This window comes from Enterococcus infantis (assembly GCF_049166715.1).
Classification (GTDB): Bacteria; Bacillota; Bacilli; order Lactobacillales; family Enterococcaceae; genus Enterococcus_C; species Enterococcus_C leclercqii.
Map to the genome: position 1 here is coordinate 22,835 of NZ_JBMHFB010000013.1, position 17,854 is coordinate 40,688.

15 protein-coding genes, 1 tRNA gene and 1 pseudogene are annotated in these 17,854 nt (G+C 43.1%); 9 read left to right on the plus strand and 8 right to left on the minus strand.

All coding sequences use genetic code 11. The features are described 5' to 3' along the window. Window positions 1-84 precede the first annotated feature (84 nt). A complete protein-coding gene (locus ACOMA8_RS13495) occupies window positions 85-2,427 on the minus strand; it encodes an ABC transporter ATP-binding protein/permease (RefSeq protein ID WP_421371391.1) in 2,343 nt (780 codons plus the stop codon). A 276-nt stretch (window positions 2,428-2,703) separates the two neighbouring features. Between ACOMA8_RS13495 and ACOMA8_RS13500 the strand changes: the two genes are divergently transcribed. The 5 genes from ACOMA8_RS13500 (at window position 2,704) to ACOMA8_RS13520 (ending at window position 7,774) form a co-directional block, all read left to right on the plus strand. Next, window positions 2,704-3,384, plus strand: coding sequence for a response regulator transcription factor (locus ACOMA8_RS13500; RefSeq protein WP_421371393.1), 681 nt, complete (start codon window positions 2,704-2,706; stop codon window positions 3,382-3,384). Further along, entirely contained in the window at window positions 3,374-4,417 is a 1,044-nt protein-coding gene (locus ACOMA8_RS13505) for a HAMP domain-containing sensor histidine kinase (RefSeq protein WP_421371395.1), read from the plus strand. Before ACOMA8_RS13500 ends, ACOMA8_RS13505 begins: the two co-directional genes overlap by 11 nt. Before the next feature lie 552 nt (window positions 4,418-4,969). Then, window positions 4,970-5,959, plus strand: coding sequence for an ABC transporter substrate-binding protein (locus tag ACOMA8_RS13510; protein WP_421371397.1), 990 nt, complete (start codon window positions 4,970-4,972; stop codon window positions 5,957-5,959). 103 nt (window positions 5,960-6,062) lie between these two features. After that, window positions 6,063-6,974, plus strand: a complete 912-nt coding sequence (locus ACOMA8_RS13515; protein ID WP_161900452.1) for an ABC transporter permease — start codon at window positions 6,063-6,065, stop codon at window positions 6,972-6,974. Further along, complete coding sequence (locus ACOMA8_RS13520; protein WP_421371399.1) at window positions 6,971-7,774, plus strand: ABC transporter ATP-binding protein; 804 nt, start codon at window positions 6,971-6,973, stop codon at window positions 7,772-7,774. The genes ACOMA8_RS13515 and ACOMA8_RS13520 overlap by 4 nt, the downstream gene beginning before the upstream one ends. Before the next feature lie 127 nt (window positions 7,775-7,901). On the opposite strand, the gene ACOMA8_RS13525 is transcribed toward ACOMA8_RS13520, so the two are convergent. From ACOMA8_RS13525 to ACOMA8_RS13535, 3 genes are all read right to left on the minus strand, one after another. Beyond that, complete coding sequence (locus ACOMA8_RS13525) at window positions 7,902-8,555, minus strand: SIMPL domain-containing protein (protein ID WP_421371402.1); 654 nt, start codon at window positions 8,553-8,555, stop codon at window positions 7,902-7,904. 146 nt (window positions 8,556-8,701) lie between these two features. Further along, window positions 8,702-9,508: a hypothetical protein gene (locus ACOMA8_RS13530; protein ID WP_421371405.1), complete on the minus strand. Its 807-nt coding sequence runs from the start codon at window positions 9,506-9,508 to the stop codon at window positions 8,702-8,704. A 39-nt stretch (window positions 9,509-9,547) separates the two neighbouring features. Beyond that, window positions 9,548-9,805: a hypothetical protein gene (locus ACOMA8_RS13535; RefSeq protein WP_421371407.1), complete on the minus strand. Its 258-nt coding sequence runs from the start codon at window positions 9,803-9,805 to the stop codon at window positions 9,548-9,550. Window positions 9,806-9,863: 58 nt separating this feature from the next. Between ACOMA8_RS13535 and ACOMA8_RS13540 the strand changes: the two genes are divergently transcribed. Then, the gene (locus ACOMA8_RS13540; protein ID WP_161900447.1) at window positions 9,864-10,088 is read left to right on the plus strand and encodes a hypothetical protein; all 225 of its coding nucleotides are present in this window, start codon (window positions 9,864-9,866) and stop codon (window positions 10,086-10,088) included. A gap of 96 nt (window positions 10,089-10,184) precedes the next feature. Here ACOMA8_RS13540 and uxuA read toward each other — a convergent pair whose 3' ends face one another. The 3 genes from uxuA to uxaC form a co-directional block, all read right to left on the minus strand. Beyond that, a complete protein-coding gene (gene uxuA, locus ACOMA8_RS13545; protein ID WP_421371410.1) occupies window positions 10,185-11,255 on the minus strand; it encodes a mannonate dehydratase in 1,071 nt (356 codons plus the stop codon). Window positions 11,256-11,431: 176 nt separating this feature from the next. Next, window positions 11,432-13,039 carry a mannitol dehydrogenase family protein gene (locus tag ACOMA8_RS13550; protein WP_421371412.1) on the minus strand — a complete coding sequence of 536 codons (1,608 nt, stop codon included), beginning with the start codon at window positions 13,037-13,039 and terminating at the stop codon, window positions 11,432-11,434. A 38-nt stretch (window positions 13,040-13,077) separates the two neighbouring features. Next, complete coding sequence (gene uxaC, locus ACOMA8_RS13555; RefSeq protein WP_421371415.1) at window positions 13,078-14,475, minus strand: glucuronate isomerase; 1,398 nt, start codon at window positions 14,473-14,475, stop codon at window positions 13,078-13,080. A gap of 221 nt (window positions 14,476-14,696) precedes the next feature. Between uxaC and ACOMA8_RS13560 the strand changes: the two genes are divergently transcribed. Then, window positions 14,697-14,781, plus strand: a tRNA-Leu gene (locus ACOMA8_RS13560). Between the two features lie 169 nt (window positions 14,782-14,950). Further along, entirely contained in the window at window positions 14,951-15,667 is a 717-nt protein-coding gene (locus tag ACOMA8_RS13565; RefSeq protein WP_421371417.1) for a potassium channel family protein, read from the plus strand. A 283-nt stretch (window positions 15,668-15,950) separates the two neighbouring features. Here ACOMA8_RS13565 and ACOMA8_RS13570 read toward each other — a convergent pair. After that, window positions 15,951-16,064 (minus strand): annotated as a pseudogene (locus ACOMA8_RS13570) (IS200/IS605 family transposase); the annotation flags it as partial. Window positions 16,065-16,204: 140 nt separating this feature from the next. Between ACOMA8_RS13570 and ACOMA8_RS13575 the strand changes: the two are divergent. Then, on the plus strand, window positions 16,205-17,521 hold the full coding sequence (locus tag ACOMA8_RS13575) for an ISL3 family transposase (RefSeq protein WP_421371419.1): 1,317 nt from the start codon (window positions 16,205-16,207) through the stop codon (window positions 17,519-17,521). Window positions 17,522-17,854 lie beyond the last annotated feature (333 nt).

Genomic DNA, 17,854 nt, shown 5'->3' on the forward strand with positions numbered 1-17,854 from the left:
GTTATCGGATAGAACAAAGCCTCTACTTTTCCAACAAAAAAACAGACAGTTCCTCGAATGAGAAAACTGTCTGCTTCTAAACTTCTAATCTGCTCGCAAGGCAATGGCCGCATCTTTTTTAGCAGCCATTCGTGCGGGAATGTGTCCACCCATGATCGTCAGAACTGTTGAAATAATCACTAGGATTACTGCATGTCCAATATCCAACTGTGCCACATTTTTTAGCTCCGTCAATTTATAAATTATAGAATTGATAGGGAACGTCGCCAGATACGCAATCACTACACCCAACGTACCGGAGAAGACACCCAAAATCGCTGTCTCTGCATCAAAGACCCGCGTGATGTCTTTTTTCCGAGCCCCCAAAGCTTTCAAGACGCCAATTTCCTTTGTACGCTCAATGACTGACGTATAAGTGATGATGGCAATCATAATCATACTGGTGACAAGTGAGATACCAGCAAAAGCTACCAACACATAGGTAATCGCGTCCATCAAGCCACCAGTCAACTCAGTCATCGTTCCAGCTAAATCTGAATAAACGATTTTATCTGCTTTTGATTTGCCTTTGTTCCAAGCATCCAGATAGTCCAAAATCTTATCTTTATCCTTGAAGTTGTTAGGATAAATCATCATGGAATAAGGAATACCGCTAGCCCCCAGATAATCCAACAGATTGTCTTTGGCTGTCTGATCCAATTTTTCGTTAGACATGACATTCACATCACTGTCTTTTTGTGCTTTGACAATTGCTGAGTCTTGGTTGGTTTTAATGACTTGTTGTGCCAAACTGTCGCTATAGGCAATCCCTGGTGCCAAAAGGTCCATGGTTGCCGAAGATTTAACTCGTAGAATCCCGGAAATTGTCAGCTCTTCATTGTTCTCGTTTTGGTAAACAGCTTCCAAATCCTGGTTAGGCATAAAGTTTCCTGTAGGTAACTGTGTATAGTATGCATCATTGTAAATCAGTTTTAGCTTAGTTCCTATCAGCTCATCAAAAGACAGTTCTTCTCCGTCTTTGACATCAAATCCGAGATTTTTCAAACCGTTGATATTGGTATTGTTGTTTTTATCCACCACTAATACCAAATCAGTGTCTTTTTCCGGATAGCTGCCTGCCAAAAGCGAATAGTTATCTTTCAAAAAGTTGGTGCCGTCTTTTTGCAACTGCTTCGGAAATGAGGAGACGCCGACACCGGTTACAGAAGACATCATGGACATCATGGAGCCGGTATCCGGATTGTCCGGAGAATCGTTAGACAGTTTAACATTTTGGGCTTTGCCGTCTACTTCTCGCATCAAATTCAAATTCACTAAGCGGGTATAGCCAATATTATTAGACAGCTCAGGATCGATATCATTGATGTAATCCACATAAGACTGATCCAATTTATTGATGTGCTGTGCCTGGTCTGCAGCACTGGTTTTAGCAGTGATGGTTTTTTCTTTCGGGAAGTCAGCTTGCGAGGAGTCCCCTGTCATCGTCTGACGGTCCTCTTCGGTGGTAATCTTGGAAACAGTGATAGGGAATTTTGCCAAAGTTTCAGCCTGAGTCGTATCAATCTGCTTTTGGAAACCATTTGACAAGGACAAGACGATAGCAATTCCGATGATCCCGATACTGGAGGCAAAAGCGGTCAGAAACGTTCGGCCTTTTTTGGTACGAATATTATTGAAAGACAGATGAAGAGCCGTAGTAAATTTCATTTTAGTATGCTTCAGATTGAACATGTCTGGTTTTGGCCGCTCTTTATGAGGATTGGAGTCGTGACGAATCTGTCCATCAGCAAACTCAATAATTCGATCCGCATATTGGTGCGCCAGCTGTGGATTGTGGGTAACCATGATTACCAATTTTTCCCGGGAAAGCTCTTGGATTAGTTCCATAATCTGAAGGCTCGTTTCAGAATCCAAAGCACCAGTAGGCTCATCACATAATAAGATATCTGGATCATTGGCCAGTGCCCGTGCGATAGCTACCCGCTGCATCTGCCCACCGGAAAGCTGATTCGGCTTTTTATGCATATGGTCTTTTAAGCCGACTCTGGTCAAGGCATCTTCTGCCCGCCGTGTTTTTTCTTCTTTTGAGACACCGCTCAGGGTCATCCCCAACTCAACATTGTCAATAATCCCCAAATGGCTAATCAAATTGTAGCTTTGGAAAACAAAGCCGATGGAGTTGTTGCGGTAAGCATCCCAATCACTGTCTTTAAATGTTTTGGTGGACTTGCCATTGATGACCATGTCACCTGAATCATAGTTGTCCAAGCCACCGATGACATTTAACATTGTCGTTTTCCCGGAACCACTAGGGCCCAAAATGGCTACAAATTCCTGTTTACGAAAAGCAACGGAAACACCGTCCAATGCTTTAGTGGTAGTTTCTCCTACCGTATAATACTTTTTAATATCCTTTAATTCCAGCATGTGATCCCTCCTGTTTTTCTTCTTGCCGCGGATCCATATTCTGCTAAGTTGTCGCAATCCAGCTGTCTTCACAACGGTTCATGTCACAGAAATTATCCCACAATCTGCGGATTTTTTCGGAGATAATGCTCTCCTCATTAACAGGAACAGCATATCATCCTTTTATGAACTGAAAATGAAATCCAAGCGATTTTCATGAACTTGTATCATAACCGGTAAAAATGCTAAACTCTGAGTAACAAAATGAGTAGCAAATTTTTTCTAAGGAGTACACTTATGAACAAGATTCTGGTAATCGAAGACGAGCCAAACTTGAGTCGTTTATATGAGCGAGTCTTGACCGACCACCATTTTCAAGTGGTTACTGCTGAAAATGGAGAACAGGCATTGACTAAACTGGAGGACCATCATATTGATCTGGTCATCACCGATATTATGATGCCGGAAATGGATGGTTTCCAGTTTACTCATTTGATTCGGCAAAGCGGCTACGATTTGCCGATTTTAGTGATTACTGCCAAAGACAGTTTCGCTGATAAAAAACACGGCTTTCGTCTGGGAGCCGATGATTACATGGTGAAACCGGTCAACTTGGAGGAGATGTTGCTGCGGGTTGAGGCTCTTTTACGCCGTGCCAAGATCGCCCACGAGCAAGAACTGACAGTTGGCAAGACAACCTTAAACCAACAAGAGCTGACTTTGACACGCGAAAAAGAAGTTCTTTGGCTACGGAACAAGGAATTTCAACTGCTGTATAAATTACTGAGCTATCCCAATAAAATTTTTACCCGTCAACAACTGATGGCTGAATTATGGGGACTAGACAACCAAAGCGATGAGCGCACAGTGGATGTCCATATCAAGCGCTTGAGAGAACAGCTGCAACGCAACCCCGATTTTAATATTGTTACCATCCGAGGTCTTGGCTATAAGGCGGTGCTCACCTATGAAGCATAAAATTTATTCTAAGCTGTGGATCTATTTTTCCTGTCTCGTCTTTTTGGCCTTGGTCTTCTTTTCTATTCTGATGGGAACCCTGATTCTTTTCTTGTCTCGTCAAGGATTGATTCAACCCCGTGGAGACAATCACCTATTCATTATTTTCATTCTTCTAGCCTTCAGCGTATTGGTAGGAACCGGTTCTTCAGCAGTTGTTGGCCGTCGAATCTTAGCTCCTGTCAGAGAGCTCTCAGAAAAAATGAATAAAGTCGCTTCCGGAGACTTCACTGTGCAAGCCGATTCCGATCAGAAAATCGAAGAAATCCAAAATTTGTTCGCCGATTTCAATGTCATGGTGGCTGAACTCAGCAGCACTGAAACCTTGCGCAACGATTTCGTTGCCAATGTTTCCCATGAATTCAAAACACCCATTGCCACGATTCAAGGGTATATTCAATTGCTGCAACACGGTAGCCTCAGCCAATCTGAAAAAGCCGACTACTATCACCGCATCCTTGAAGGAACCCAACAGCTGGCAAATCTCAGTGACAATATCCTGCGCTTAACAAAACTCGAAACTCAAAACCTGCCCATTGAAAAAGAATCCTTCCGAATCGATGAGCAGATTCGAGAAGTTCTCTTGTTTTTACAACCCCGCTGGGAAGAAAAGCAGCTGGACTTGGATCTGCATTTACCTAAAACAAACTACGTCGGAAACGAAGAGCTCTTGTACCAAGTCTGGTTAAATTTAATGGACAATGCGATCAAGTACTCTAATCCCAAAGAAACCGTTACGGTAACTTTGTGCGACACTGACAAAGCATTAGTCATCCGTTTTACCGACCGCGGGACAGCCATCCCGGAAACCGAATTAAAACGGATTTTCGACAAATTTTATCAAGGGGACACCAGTCGCAAAACCGCTGGCAACGGCTTAGGCCTGGCTTTGGTACGAGAAATTCTTCAACTTCATGACGGTCGTGTCCAAGCCGAGCTCTTGCCCGAACACAAAACTTGCTTCACCGTCTTTCTCCCCCAACCGCAGGAATAAACCACCCTTCCTAAAAAGTCATTACAAACGGTGCGGTAAAATCGCTGTTTTTTCGCGATTTTACCGCTTCTTAGTGGCTTTTTTTTCTTTTTTCTTTTTCTTTCCTTTCATAGTAACCTTTTCTTGATTTCTGCCGCCCCTATTTCCCTCCCTTTTCTGTTTAAAACCGCACCATTATTCAGAAAATTGCAAAATCAGATTGACTTATTCACTTGAATTCCTGTATAATTTAAAAAATATCTTTGAAATTTTGATAAAATATCCAGTTTTCTTTCAAAGATGCAATTTTGCTTTCAAAAATAGTGACACCCAGCCGCCTTGGAACCGTTGACCGGATCTGCACCAATCACCATCATTCATCGCAGTTTTGGCTCATCCAGATGAATACACCTGAAAGGTTTGCCGGAGTGATTGTAGTGAGACGCCCCATTTGGCAAATGCTGAATGGTTTTTTTGTCTATTGGGACATGGCACAAGACGCCGCGGATGGTCGAGGAAAAATGTTGGGTAGCTTTTATGAGGGCAAGAATACCAGACACGGGGGAATGAAAAATGAAAATGAAAAAGTGGACAAGAGCAACACTGTTGGCAGTTTGTTTGTTAAGTATCAGCGCCTGCGGAAATGCTACTTCTGCTAGCGACAGCAGCAATGCAGCAGCTGACGATGGAAAGAAAAAGGTTGGCGTCTTGCAATTGGTGGCTCATGCCTCTCTTGATGCATCCTACGAAGGTTTTTTGGAAGGCTTAGCAGAAAACGGCTACCCGGAAGACAAGATTCAACTGGATTATCAAAATGCCCAAAACGATCAGGCCAATCTGAAATCCATGAGTGAAAAACTGGTCAAGGCAAAACCCGACGTATTATTGGCAATTGCGACACCGGCAGCTCAAGCATTAGCCAATGAGACCAAAGATTTGCCTATTACAGTGACTGCAGTTACCGATTTGGCAGGAGCAAAACTGGTTGCCAGCAACGAAAAACCCGGGAGCAATGTCACCGGCACCACAGACTGGGCCCCAGTTGAAAAGCAAATCGACTTGCTTTTGTCTATCGTGCCTGATGCGAAAACAATCGGTATTGCCTACAATGCTGGTGAAACCAACTCTAAAATTCAAGCGGACGCAGCCGAAAAAGCCCTGAAAAAAGCTGGTGTCAATGCGAAAGTACTAACTGCCAATACCACCAATGATGTGCAACAAGTCATGACTAGTTTGGCCAAAGATGTCGAAGGAATTTACATCCCCACTGACAATACCTTTGCAACGGCAGCCCCTGTGGTGGGTGATGTCGCTAAACAAACCAAAACACCCGTCATCACCGGTTCTGTCGAACAAGTCGAAGGTGGTGCGTTGGCCACCTATGGGATTGACTACAAATCGCTGGGTAAACTCACCGGAAAAATGGCCGCTGAGATTTTAGATGGCAAAAACACCCCCGCCGATATGCCGGTCCAGTCAGCCACTGATTTTACTTTGGTGGTCAATGATGAAATGGCACAAGCACTTGGCATTGACAAGGACACCATCAAACAACCGAAATAAACACAGCCAAACAAAATAATTATATCGACCGGTACGACTGTTACTTTAGTAAAAAAAACAACCTCGACTACCGGTCGAAATCTGAAAGATTTGGGGAATATTTATGAGTGTTGAAACGATACTGGTTCTATTACAATCGGCCTTTTCACAGGGAGTCTTGTGGTCTTTATTAGCTATCGGCGTGTTCTTGACGTACCGTATTTTGGATATCGCAGACTTGACTGCTGAAGGGACCTTTCCATTAGGAGCAGGCATTGCTGCACTGGCTATCACAAAAGGCTGCTCGCCATACCTGGCTTGCCTGTTTGCTTTTGGTGGTGGGGTTTTGGCAGGTCTTACCACAGGAATCTTCCATACAAAGCTAAAAATTCCCGCGCTGTTAGCTGGGATCATCACCATGACCGGGTTGTATTCAGTCACAAATCGCATCATGGGCGCACCTAATATTCCTTTACTAGGCAACAGCAGCGTCTATACCTGGTTTGAAGACTTGGGCTTGTCCAAAAACAATGCCGCGATTGCCGTCGGTTGTATTTTTGCAGCTTTGATAATCCTGCTCCTCTACTTCTTTTTCAAAACGGAGATTGGCTTGGCTATCCGGGCTACCGGCGACAACGATGCCATGAGCGAAGCCAACGGAATCAATACCGATACGATGAAGCTGATCGGCTACATGCTTTCAAATGGCTGCATTGCACTGTCCGGTGCACTATTGGCTCAAAACAACGGTTATGCCGATCTGAATTCCGGTGTCGGTACCATTGTCATTGGATTGGCTGCAATTATCATTGCCGAAGTCCTTTTCCGTAATTTGCCGCTTTTACCCCGCATGTTGACCATCGTCTTGGGGGCGGTGATTTACCGCTTTATTTTGGCAATCGTTTTCGAGTTTAATGTTCAGCCACAGGATATTAAATTGTTCAGCGCATTGATTCTAGTGGTTTGCTTATCGACACCACAAATCCGCAACCGCTTTGCGACTAAAAAGGCGGCTAAAGGAGGGGCACAAAAATGATACCTGTATTGGAAATCAGCGCCTTACACCAGGTCTTTGAAGCTGGAACAGTCAATGAAAATCACGTACTGCAAGGCATTGATTTGACGATGCAGCCAGGTGAATTCATCACTATTATTGGTGGCAACGGCGCCGGAAAATCCACCTTATTAAACAGCATTGCCGGCACCATCCCTGTTGAACAAGGAACAATTTTACTAAATGGGGAAAACATCACTCGTCATTCCGTGACCCGCCGTTCAAAGGCCATCAGCCGCGTCTTTCAGGATCCTAAGATGGGGACTGCCGTTCGTCTAACAGTGGAAGAAAACATGGCTTTGGCGATGAAGCGAGGTCAAAAGCGGGGCTTTAGTTATGGCGTAAAAACCAAAGATCGAGGTTTTTTCAAAGAACAACTAGCCCGTTTAGGCTTGGGCCTAGAAGATCGCTTAGGCGCGGAAATTGGCCTATTGTCTGGTGGACAGCGCCAAGCCATCACACTGCTGATGGCGACCTTGCAGCGACCGGAACTGATTTTATTGGATGAACACACAGCTGCTTTGGATCCGAAAACCTCTGTAACTGTGATGGAATTAACTACAAAGCTGATTCAAGAACAAAGCTTAACGGCCTTTATGGTAACCCACGATATGGAAGATGCCATTCGCTATGGCAATCGGCTGGTCATGCTTCATCAAGGACAAATCGTCGTTGATCTGTCCCATGATAAGAAAAAAAACCTGACTGTGCCGCAATTGATGGCTCTTTTCCACCAGAACAGCGGGACTGAATTAAAAGATGATCAACTGCTATTGTCCTGAAATTTAAACAGCAAAAAAGGTGCACTGACGTAGAATTTCGACTGCCTCTGTCCGATTAACGAATCAATCGGGAGCGGTTAACAGCGAAATTTACGCCGGTGCACCTTTTAAATTTATTCCATCCTCTTTAGTCCTGGAGTTGCCACACACATTCTACGGTTACATGGCTCTGGATGGCCGCTGGATGAAGCTCAGGCATGCTGAATACCACATTATCAGCAGCTGACAGCCGCGGAGTCACTTCCGTCTGAGAAGTAAGCTCACTCTTGCCCTGACCATAGCTAATTGTCGCCAGCTCTCCCAACTGCTTACCCGCAGCAGCAGCTAAGACGACTGCTTTTTCGGTGGCATCTGCTACTGCCTGACGCAGCAGTTCATTTTGAAATTTTTTTGACTCTGCTACTGTAAAATTCAACTGTACTTCTGGTTTTCCACCAGAACGATCGACTGCAGCAATCACCTTTTGCAAGCGTTCGTTTTCAAAAGTAAATTGCAATTGTAGCACTTGATTCACCAGGTATCCTTTGAAGCGCTGCTGCCAGCGACCCTGCTCATCATTAAAAGATTCATAGTCACTGCTGACTGAAAATCGCTGTGTCACAATCTCTTCTTGCTTAAATCCACAGTCAGTCAATTCTGCTTCTAGCCTACTGATTTTCTCAGTGGCTTGCTGATATGCCTGTTCATAATCAGCCTTGGTCGTGTTAAAAATCAAGGTCAGTTCAACCTGATCCGCTTTTTTCTGCCCGCGACCTTCTCCACTCACACGAATCGTCCCCATCAGGCACTACTCCTTTTCTATTTTAAATTAACGGTGACCCTCTGGAGAAGTGCTTGCTCCCAGATACGGCCGCCTTTTGCAGCATGAGGCTTGGTGTTTATCATCCTGCTCTTTTGTTTCTTGCATCCGTTATTTTACATCTTACATCATGGCTCTGTTATATCTTCGCTGCGTTCATTTGAATCAGCAGCCAAAAAGGCAGCCAATTTGTCATCCAGCTGTTGATCATTTTCATACTTTTTCAGCAAATGCTCACCAGTCGCTTCGTTTTTTTGTACATCTGCTATAAGGGCCTGTTTGACGGCTGTCACATTTTCACCACCGAAAAAATAATTCTCATAAAGAAAGTCAGCGATGATTAGTGCCGGTGACAAGTGTTGTTGATCTTCATCCGTGATTTCCAATGGCAGATGAACGAGGCGATCAGTCGGCATAAAATCAATCGCATAACCGTAGAAATAAGCATCCTCAGCCTGTTTAAACTTTTCTATATCATTGTAATCAGCAGGCTTTGGCGGGGTGCCTCCCGGAAGATAGCTGAAATCTGGATAAAAGCTCTTATCCCACTCATCATTGGCCATTTCGTTTTGCAGGCGGATGATTTCCTCTGCTAATGACGGTAACAGCGGACCTATCAATCGTTCTCCTTCTTCTGTAATAAAATAAGTGGGTTCTTTTATCTTCGCAGCTTCAGGATCTTCAGCAGCGCGATTTTGATAGACAGCTAACAACTGCGCTTCATTTCCGTACTCGCTAAAACTTTTGATCTGCAACCGCGCACCTGTCGCCACTTGGGACGCCGTTTCTTCTAATTGTTGAGAAAAGTCGGCCAGTATCGGTAAAAAGTCCGGACTGCCACCTTCAGCGAAATGCCGCTCATAAAATTCGCGGACTTCCAGCTTCTGGCTTTCAGTCAATCCCATGAACATCGTTTTTAATGTTTGTCCTGTCATAATTTCACCTCATCTGCTCTTTTACCCATTTTATCAAAATCACAATAGAAATACGCTATCAGAGGTTTGATTCGAAAAAGCCCCTGCTCCCTTTTCAAAAATGATACGACTTTCATCCTTTTCCAATAGTGTTGCACCGAGGAGTTGTCTAACAAAGCCAAACAACTCAGCTAGACAAGTGACTTTTTCATTGAATTTGAAAGCGTTATAAAACTCAACTAATTCAAGAAATACTCTATAAGGTACAGTTGTATAGGCAAGATAAAAACAGCTAAAAATCAGTTGTTTTTGTTTCATATTTAAAATTGGTATGTTACCATTTGATTATCACAAAGTGTAAAGGGGTTATCCAATCATGCAAAAAGAGATCGTTTTGGGGAAAAAATATGAAGTTAAACCGGCTGCTTTCCATCGTAATATCGTCGGGGTTGCTAAAGCACTGTCAAACGGCAAAATCGTATTTCAAATCGATTATTGTGATATTTGTGACCGGCAAACAGCCGCTGCTGCGAAAAACGAGGTTCTAGCAAGCTATGCTGATGTAAAAGGGGCGTTGGGGGACACTTGCTTTTTCAGCTGATCACTACATTTTTTTAGCCGACTTATAAAAGACTACGATAAAAACATCGCAACCAGATGGGATTATTCCCCGCTAGTTGCGACGTTTTTTTCATGACTATAATCTTTGCGCCATATCCCAGCTGCCTAACAAATACATCGCGCCCATTGCTCGATCGTACAATCCGTAACCAGGACGAACGTTGGTGGCATTCTCACCGAAGACATGTCGGCCATGATCCGGTCGAATATACCCTTCGAAACCTGAATCCGACAATACTTTCATGACTCTGGTAATATCTACTGTACCATCTTGGCTTCGATGAGAAACCTCGCTGAAATCCCCATTGGAATCCACCCGTACATTTCGAACATGCATAAAATGTACGCGCTGGCCAAATTTCTTCAACAAATCCACCACATCATTTTGAGGATCAGATCCCAATGAGCCGGTACAAAATGTCAGCCCATTATACAGACTGGGATTGACCGCTAAGAGCTTTTTAATATTGTCTTCATTGTTCACCAGCCGCGGCAAACCGAATATTGAAAAAGGAGGATCATCTGGATGGATCGCCATTTTGATATCATAGGCTTCACAGGTAGGTAGGATCGCATCTATAAAGTATTTGAAATTCTCTCGTAACCGATCATCGTCAAACCCTTCATAGGCAGCAAAGAGGTCCTTGATTCGAGACAGTCGCTCTGGCTCCCAACCAGGAAGCATCAAGCCATGGCTTTCTTTTTCCACCATGTCTACCAGCTCTTGCGGATCGGCAGACATAATCTTGGCTTTGTCAAAAAACAGTGCGGTTGACCCGTCCGGCAGTGGATGAAACATATCTGTACGCGTCCAATCAAAAATCGGCATGAAATTGTAGCAGACAACCTTGACGCCGTTTGCCGCCAGGTTTTTCAGACACTCCTTGTAAGTTTCAATATAAGCATCCCGTGTCGGCAACCCCAGCTTGATATCTTCGTGAATGTTGACAGATTCGACAATCGTTGCTTTCAAACCATGAGCTTCAATATAATCGATCTCAGCTTTGATTTCTTCGTTGTGCCAGAGTTCCCCGGCTGCCTTATCATGCAAAGCCCAGACAATCTCTTCGACCCCTGAAATTTGTCGGACATACTCCAGCGGTATTGGATCATTGCCTCTGCCATACCAGCGAAAGGACATTTTCATAACATTTCCTCATTTCTGTAAGTTGATTTGAACACACTCAGAGACCTCTGAAAGTATTTTTAAATTTTAGATTCGTTCCGGACAGCTATAACACGTATTATTCGTGTCTATCTAAGCACAGCCTTACTTTTGAACGAGTAATTGAACCTCATCAAGCGCCAACTACTATTTGCTTTTCAAGAAGTTGCAACCTTTTTGATCACAGCTTTCACAGCACCTTTTTTACTGCACATTTCTGTAAAGAAGGTGAATACTGTGTCAGCCAGTCCAATCTGATTTAGATCAACCCCGAAAATCTTTTCATCTGACAAAAGCGCTTTGATTTTTTCAATATTGACCGGTGCGCCAAGTTCAAAGTCAGCAAACAACGGTGTCAGTTGATCCAAAAGCGGGTCTGGACTCAAAGTCATCGGCGTACCATCATCATTGATTCCAGTCAAATACCGTAGCCACCCGGCAAATACTAAGGGAATGACCTGTAATTGAGTAACCGACAGCGTGCCAGAACGCAAATAGGCTTTTAGAGTCTCGCCGTAGCGCACCGACAGCTTTTGGGAAGTATCTGTTGCGATTCGTTGAGGTATGTCGGGGATATAAGGATTCGGGAAACGAACCGTAATGACCTCATCGATAAAGCGTTTAGGATCGAGAATCTTAGGATCTACCACTACCGGCAGCCCTTCATCGTAGCCAAGCTTTTTGATAAGAGCCACTAAATCGGCATTCATCATTTCTTCATGAATCGAGGTGTACCCTAACAAGCAGCCAAAGATAGCCAGTGCGGTATGCAACGGATTCAAGCAAGTAGTCACCTTCATGGTCTCAACTTGATTGACAGTTTGACGGTCAGTGAAAATCACGCCAGCTTCCTCTAACTGAGGACGACCATTGGGAAACGCATCTTCAATCACGAGGTACTGGGTCTCTTCCCCATTGACATAAGGTGCGACAAACGTATGTTTAGCCGTTTCACTTGGCGCCATATCTGAAAGGCCGGCTTTCGTCAGCAGCCTTTCCACAGACTGGTCGGGACGAGGTGTGATTTTATCAATCATCGACCAAGGAAAGGTCACTTTTTCACCAGAAGTAACATACTCTGCAAAGCCTTGCGGAGCTGTGCCTTTGTTCACCCACTCTTTAGCAAAACGGGTCATAGCCTGTTGCAGTTTTTCTCCGTTGTGGCTCATGTTGTCCATACTGACCATCGCTACGGGAAATTGCCCCGCTGTGAACCGTTCAAACAGCAGTGCTGCAATTTTCCCCATATAGCTGACAGGAGCTGCTGGGCCATTTTTAAAATCTTCTGCTACCGCGTCTGTCAGCTCTCCCTGATTATCCGTTAAGCTGTAGCCTTTTTCAGTAATGGTCAAGCTGATCATTTGTAAAGATGGCGCCCGCAGAATTGCCTTTAAACGAGCGAAATCCGGAGTGCCGGTATCCATTTTCAGATAGTCACTAATACTGGCAAGAATTTCCTTGTCTACTTCTCCATTGCTTTTCAGCGTTACATTCACCGTCAAGTTATCAAAAGCAGCTAGCCGGTCTACAATCTCATAATCATACCCCTCTGCCACGATGATCCCTTTATCCATTACTTGATTATTTAACAATTGTTGAGTAACACTTCCCAAAAATCCTCGAAAAATATTGCCGGCACCCAACTGCAGCCAAATCGGCTCTTCGAAAGTAGCCGCCTGCACAACAGCCGGTTCGTAGGTCGGCAGCGAAAAGCCTTCCGCCGTTAACCGCTCTTTATGCACAAAGATGTCCTTGTTTAAATTCATGATGCGTCCTCCTGAATTTGTCTACTTTCCCCTCACCCTTAGGCTAAGTTGAAATAAGTACGAGCATTCTCATAACAAATATTGGTAACCATTTTTTCCAAAAGCTTCATGTCTGCCGGATAACAACCACTGGCTACTTTTTTTCCAATGTAATCACAAAGAATCCGGCGGAAATAATCATGGCGGGGATAGGAAATAAAACTGCGGGAATCGGTTAACATGCCTAAGAAGTTCATCAATATTCCTTGGTTTGCCAATGTATCCATCTGCTTCAACATCCCGTCAAACGTATCGTTGAACCACCAACCAGCGCCGAACTGGACTTTATTCTTGATTCCTTTATTGTTTCGTTGAAAGTTTCCACATGTCGTAGCCACCAAGTCGTTAATCATTGGGTTTAAGTTATAAAGAATAGTCTGCGGCAGTTGATCCGTTCCATCCAGTGCATCTAAAAAGCCGTTCAGATGCACGGCGACATCCCCTTGGTCCAAAATCGAGTCACAACCAATATCTGGTCCCAATTCGCTGAAAAGACGCGAGTTGGCATTGCGAACCGCCCCAAAATGAATCTGCATGGTCCAGCCATATTTTGCGTATTGCCGCCCCAGATCCGTCATCATTCGTCCCTGCCATTTAGCCACTTCCTCACGGGATACAGGCAGATTCTTTAGCCCTTTTTGATAGATGGCTTCTACCTCCTCGTCAGTGGCCGATTGGTAAAGAAATTCATTGAAGCCATGATCGGAAATGATACAGCCATTTTCATGGAAATACTGCACTCGTTCTGCCAAAAAATCTGCCAGCTCTTGATAAGTGACAAGTGACTGGTGACTAACCTTGCGACAGGCGTCAATATAAGTGGCCAACCCTTTCTGGATATTCAAGATCGGATCCGGTCGAAAAGAAGGCGCCACAACAAACGACTCTGTTTCACGAATCTTTTTATGGTAGTTCAGATCACTCAAAAGATCATCTGTCGTCCCAATAAAGCGAACATCTGACTGTTTGATCAACGTTTTTGTCGTATACGCTTTTTCTGCCAACATTCGATTACAGGTTTCGTAGATCTCTTGAGCGGAATCACGAGTTAAAAGCGCAGTGATGCCGAAGTATTCCTTTAACTCCAGATGTGTCCAATGATACAGCGGATTGCCTAACAGCTGCTCCACCGTCTCAGCCCAGGCCAAAAATTTGTCCCAGTCCGACCCTGAGCCAGTGATTAATTCTTCTGGGATTCCATTGGCCCGCATCGCCCGCCATTTATAATGATCTCCACCCAACCAAAGATCCGTAATCGAAGTAAATCGATGATCTTCGGCAATAAGCGCTGGTTCCAAGTGACAATGGTAGTCAATGATTGGCAAATTCTTCGCGGTCTTATGATAGAGTGCTTGACCGATTTCCGTCGTTAATAAAAAATTTTCATGGATAAACATGAAACCACCTCTATGCTTTCTTTAAACTGATATATTAGTATCATATAACTCGAAATGGTAGAATGCAAGGGTTTTCGTAAAATATAAATGAACAGAGATTTACTAGATCTTCAGGAAAAAAATATTTCTGAAAAAAATCAAAAAAAGTATTGAAATATTACTGTAAGACAGGTATACTCTTTTAAGTAAGTGACAAACAAATATATCGTTTGTGTTATTTTGCCGGCGTGGCGGAATTGGCAGACGCGCTGGACTCAAAATCCAGTGCCCGTTGAGGGCGTGCCGGTTCGACCCCGGCCGCCGGTATTAACTTCCATCGTTTATCGATGGAAGTTATTTTTTTGTATACTCTGAACTTCCAAATAAGGCCAGGCGTTTTCTGAATAAAAAAATAGGCCGGCAGATGTTAGAAACATCCGCCGACCAGCGACTCTTGAAAAAGTCGCCAAAGCTCATCTACCAAAAGAGGGATCGTATGAATAAAAAAAATTACAACATTGTGATCGTCATCCTGGCAATGCTCTCTATTCTAATGGTGATACTGGATTTTTCCTCTGTCATCTCTTTAGCCCAGCAGCCTTTCATGACCATCGACAATCTGATTTTAATAGTCTTTGCCTTCGATTATTTCTATCGCTTTGCAAAGGCTGATAAGAAAGGAAATTTTTTCGTTGCTAATATTTTTGACTTGTTAGCAATTATTCCATTTGATGCCGTTTTCTCTTTCTTCAGGGTAGCTAGAATTTTCCGAATAGCAAGAATCAGCCGCTTCGCTCGTTTAAGCAGACTAGTTGGGGTTACCGGAAAACTTACCAAAAATATTTTAACCTTTCTGAACACACGAAATTTCACAAAAGTTTTATATGCGTCAGCTGTTCTAATTACCCTATCTGCAGCCTTGTATTCTTACGCTGAGAACGCTCCCTTCATCGATTCCTTCTGGTGGGCCCTGGTTACAGTAACAACTGTGGGCTATGGGGATATTTCCCCTCACAGTCCACTTGGAAAATTTGCAGCCATTTTGTTGATGTTTCTAGGCATCGGTTTTATCGGTCTCCTCACTTCTACAATCACTGATTATTTCAATAAACAAGATGAAGAAAAGGAAGATGATCACGTCCAAGAAAAGTTGGATGAACTTCTGAAGCAAATGGAAATTCTTCAAAAGAAAATCGATGATTTGGAAAAGTAAATGTAGAACGTATGCTATTTGGCACAGAAGTTCAAGATCAAAGAATATCATTGATTAATTTAACTATTGCAGAGCCTAAATTGAACCATTATTGATTGCGCCTGGCAGGTATCCTTGCCATGGCTTTTTTTATTGAGCCAATCAAAACTACCCGTGTAAACGGGTGGTTTGCTCTGTGGCTGGAAGCCTCTTTTACCGGTCACGACCTGAAAGGCCCTCTGAGTAATCTCCCTCCCGCACCACTATTTCACACTGATTCTAAACGAATCTTCCTCTGCTCACTCTAGTTCTTTCTTTTACGATTTTTTTCTCCTGTAAATAGATCATGTTCTTCAAACAGGGTTAATTGATTTGCTACGTAATCTTCTTTAAGCTGATTTCGAATATCTTCTTCGATTACTTTTTGTTGGTTCTATGATATTTGGTGTTGTTACTCTCAAACGAGTAAGGACACCAAATATTTTTTTATAACAAAAAGACACTTGGTTGTCTGTCCTATAATTAAATCGCCAAACCCAATCATAGGAGGATAACCAAATGTCCATAGCTAAGAATATCAAATGTACGGATGAAAAGACAAGTCTTTCCATCAAACAAATTCTGAATATCAAGGATTCACATATTACCTTTTCAGAAGAGGCGATTAGTAAAGCAATCATCCATGGCCATATGGCCAATGTATTTACTGGCGTATTAACTGGAGAAGCGCATCGGTGTGAATATTGTGGGGAGGATTCTGTCATTCGCCACGCCTATCAAGAAAGTTGGATTCAATTGCTTCCGTATCAAGAAGTCCCCACTTATCTACACCTGTATAAACAGCGGTTTCGTTGCACCCAGTGCCATCATACTTTTTCTGCTAAAGCCTACTATGTAGCAGAAAATTGTTACATTTCGCAAGCCTTAAAATTTGCGATTGCTGTGGATTTAAAAAAGAAGGTTTCGATGAAGGATATTGCACAGCGGTATTTTGTTTCCACAAAAACCGTTGAGCGTCTCTTAGACAGCTTCTTTAAGGAACCTCGTAAAAAACCCAATTCTCTTCCCAAACATCTTCTAATTGATGAATTTAAAGGAACGAGTGATTGTGAAGGCGCTATGTGTTTTATTATCAGCGATGCGGACACTGATAAAATCTTTGATATCCTAGATGACCGACGCAACTTCAAATTACGGGTATACTTCCAACGATTTTCCTTAAAAGTTAGGCAACGAGTCACACACATTGTGATGGATATGAACGCCTCTTACGATACAGTGACTAAAGATGTCTTTCTAAATGCGCGACTCTCTATCGATCGCTTCCACGTCATCCAACAAATTACACGCGCCTTCAATAATCAACGAATTCAGGCAATGAACCAGCTAAAGAAAAGTGATCCACAGGATCAAAAAGATTACCGAAAGTTGAAAAAGTATTGGCGAACGATTTTGAAGAAAAATACAAAGTTAAATTATACCGCCTTCAAGCAATTTCCGCTCTTTCAAAGGAAATACGTAACCGAATCCGAGGTGCTTGATTACCTACTGTCTATAGATGACCAACTACGACAAAGCTACGAAATCTATCAAGAGTTATTGGCTGCTTTTGATGCAAAAAATGCCACCGAATTCTTCAATTTGATTGAAGAATTACCACATACCATGAATGCTGGCTTTAAAAAAGCCATTCGTTACCTGATAAAGCACAAAGAAGCCATCACAAACTCTTTAAAATCCCCCTATTCCAATGGAAAACTAGAAGGAAAAAACAACCTTATCAAAGTCATCAAAAGAATAGCATTTGGATTCCGGACTTTCCGTCACCTTCGGATGCGCGTTCTGATCCAGCAAAATATCTGTGAAATCATTTAATAACACAAAAAAGGAAATGCCGAAGCACTTCCTAAAGTGTGATTTGATCAAAACAACATCATTTGACAAAGAGCCTTTTTGTTTCATCCTACCGTATCCATATAAAATCCTCGACACCTTCAAAACGCACAAAAAAACGGCTCTTCGTCAAATAGTATTGGTGAGTTCAAATTGAATGAGTGAATGAGCTCAGGCAGGAAAAAATCCTTGCCTGAGCGCTTTTTTATTTTTCGCTCTTTCTTAAACAAAAATCAGCCCTTGGATGATGTAGATTCTTGAGCGAAAATTCAGGAAGTTGCGATATCCATAAGCGACACGCTTGATTATTTTTAT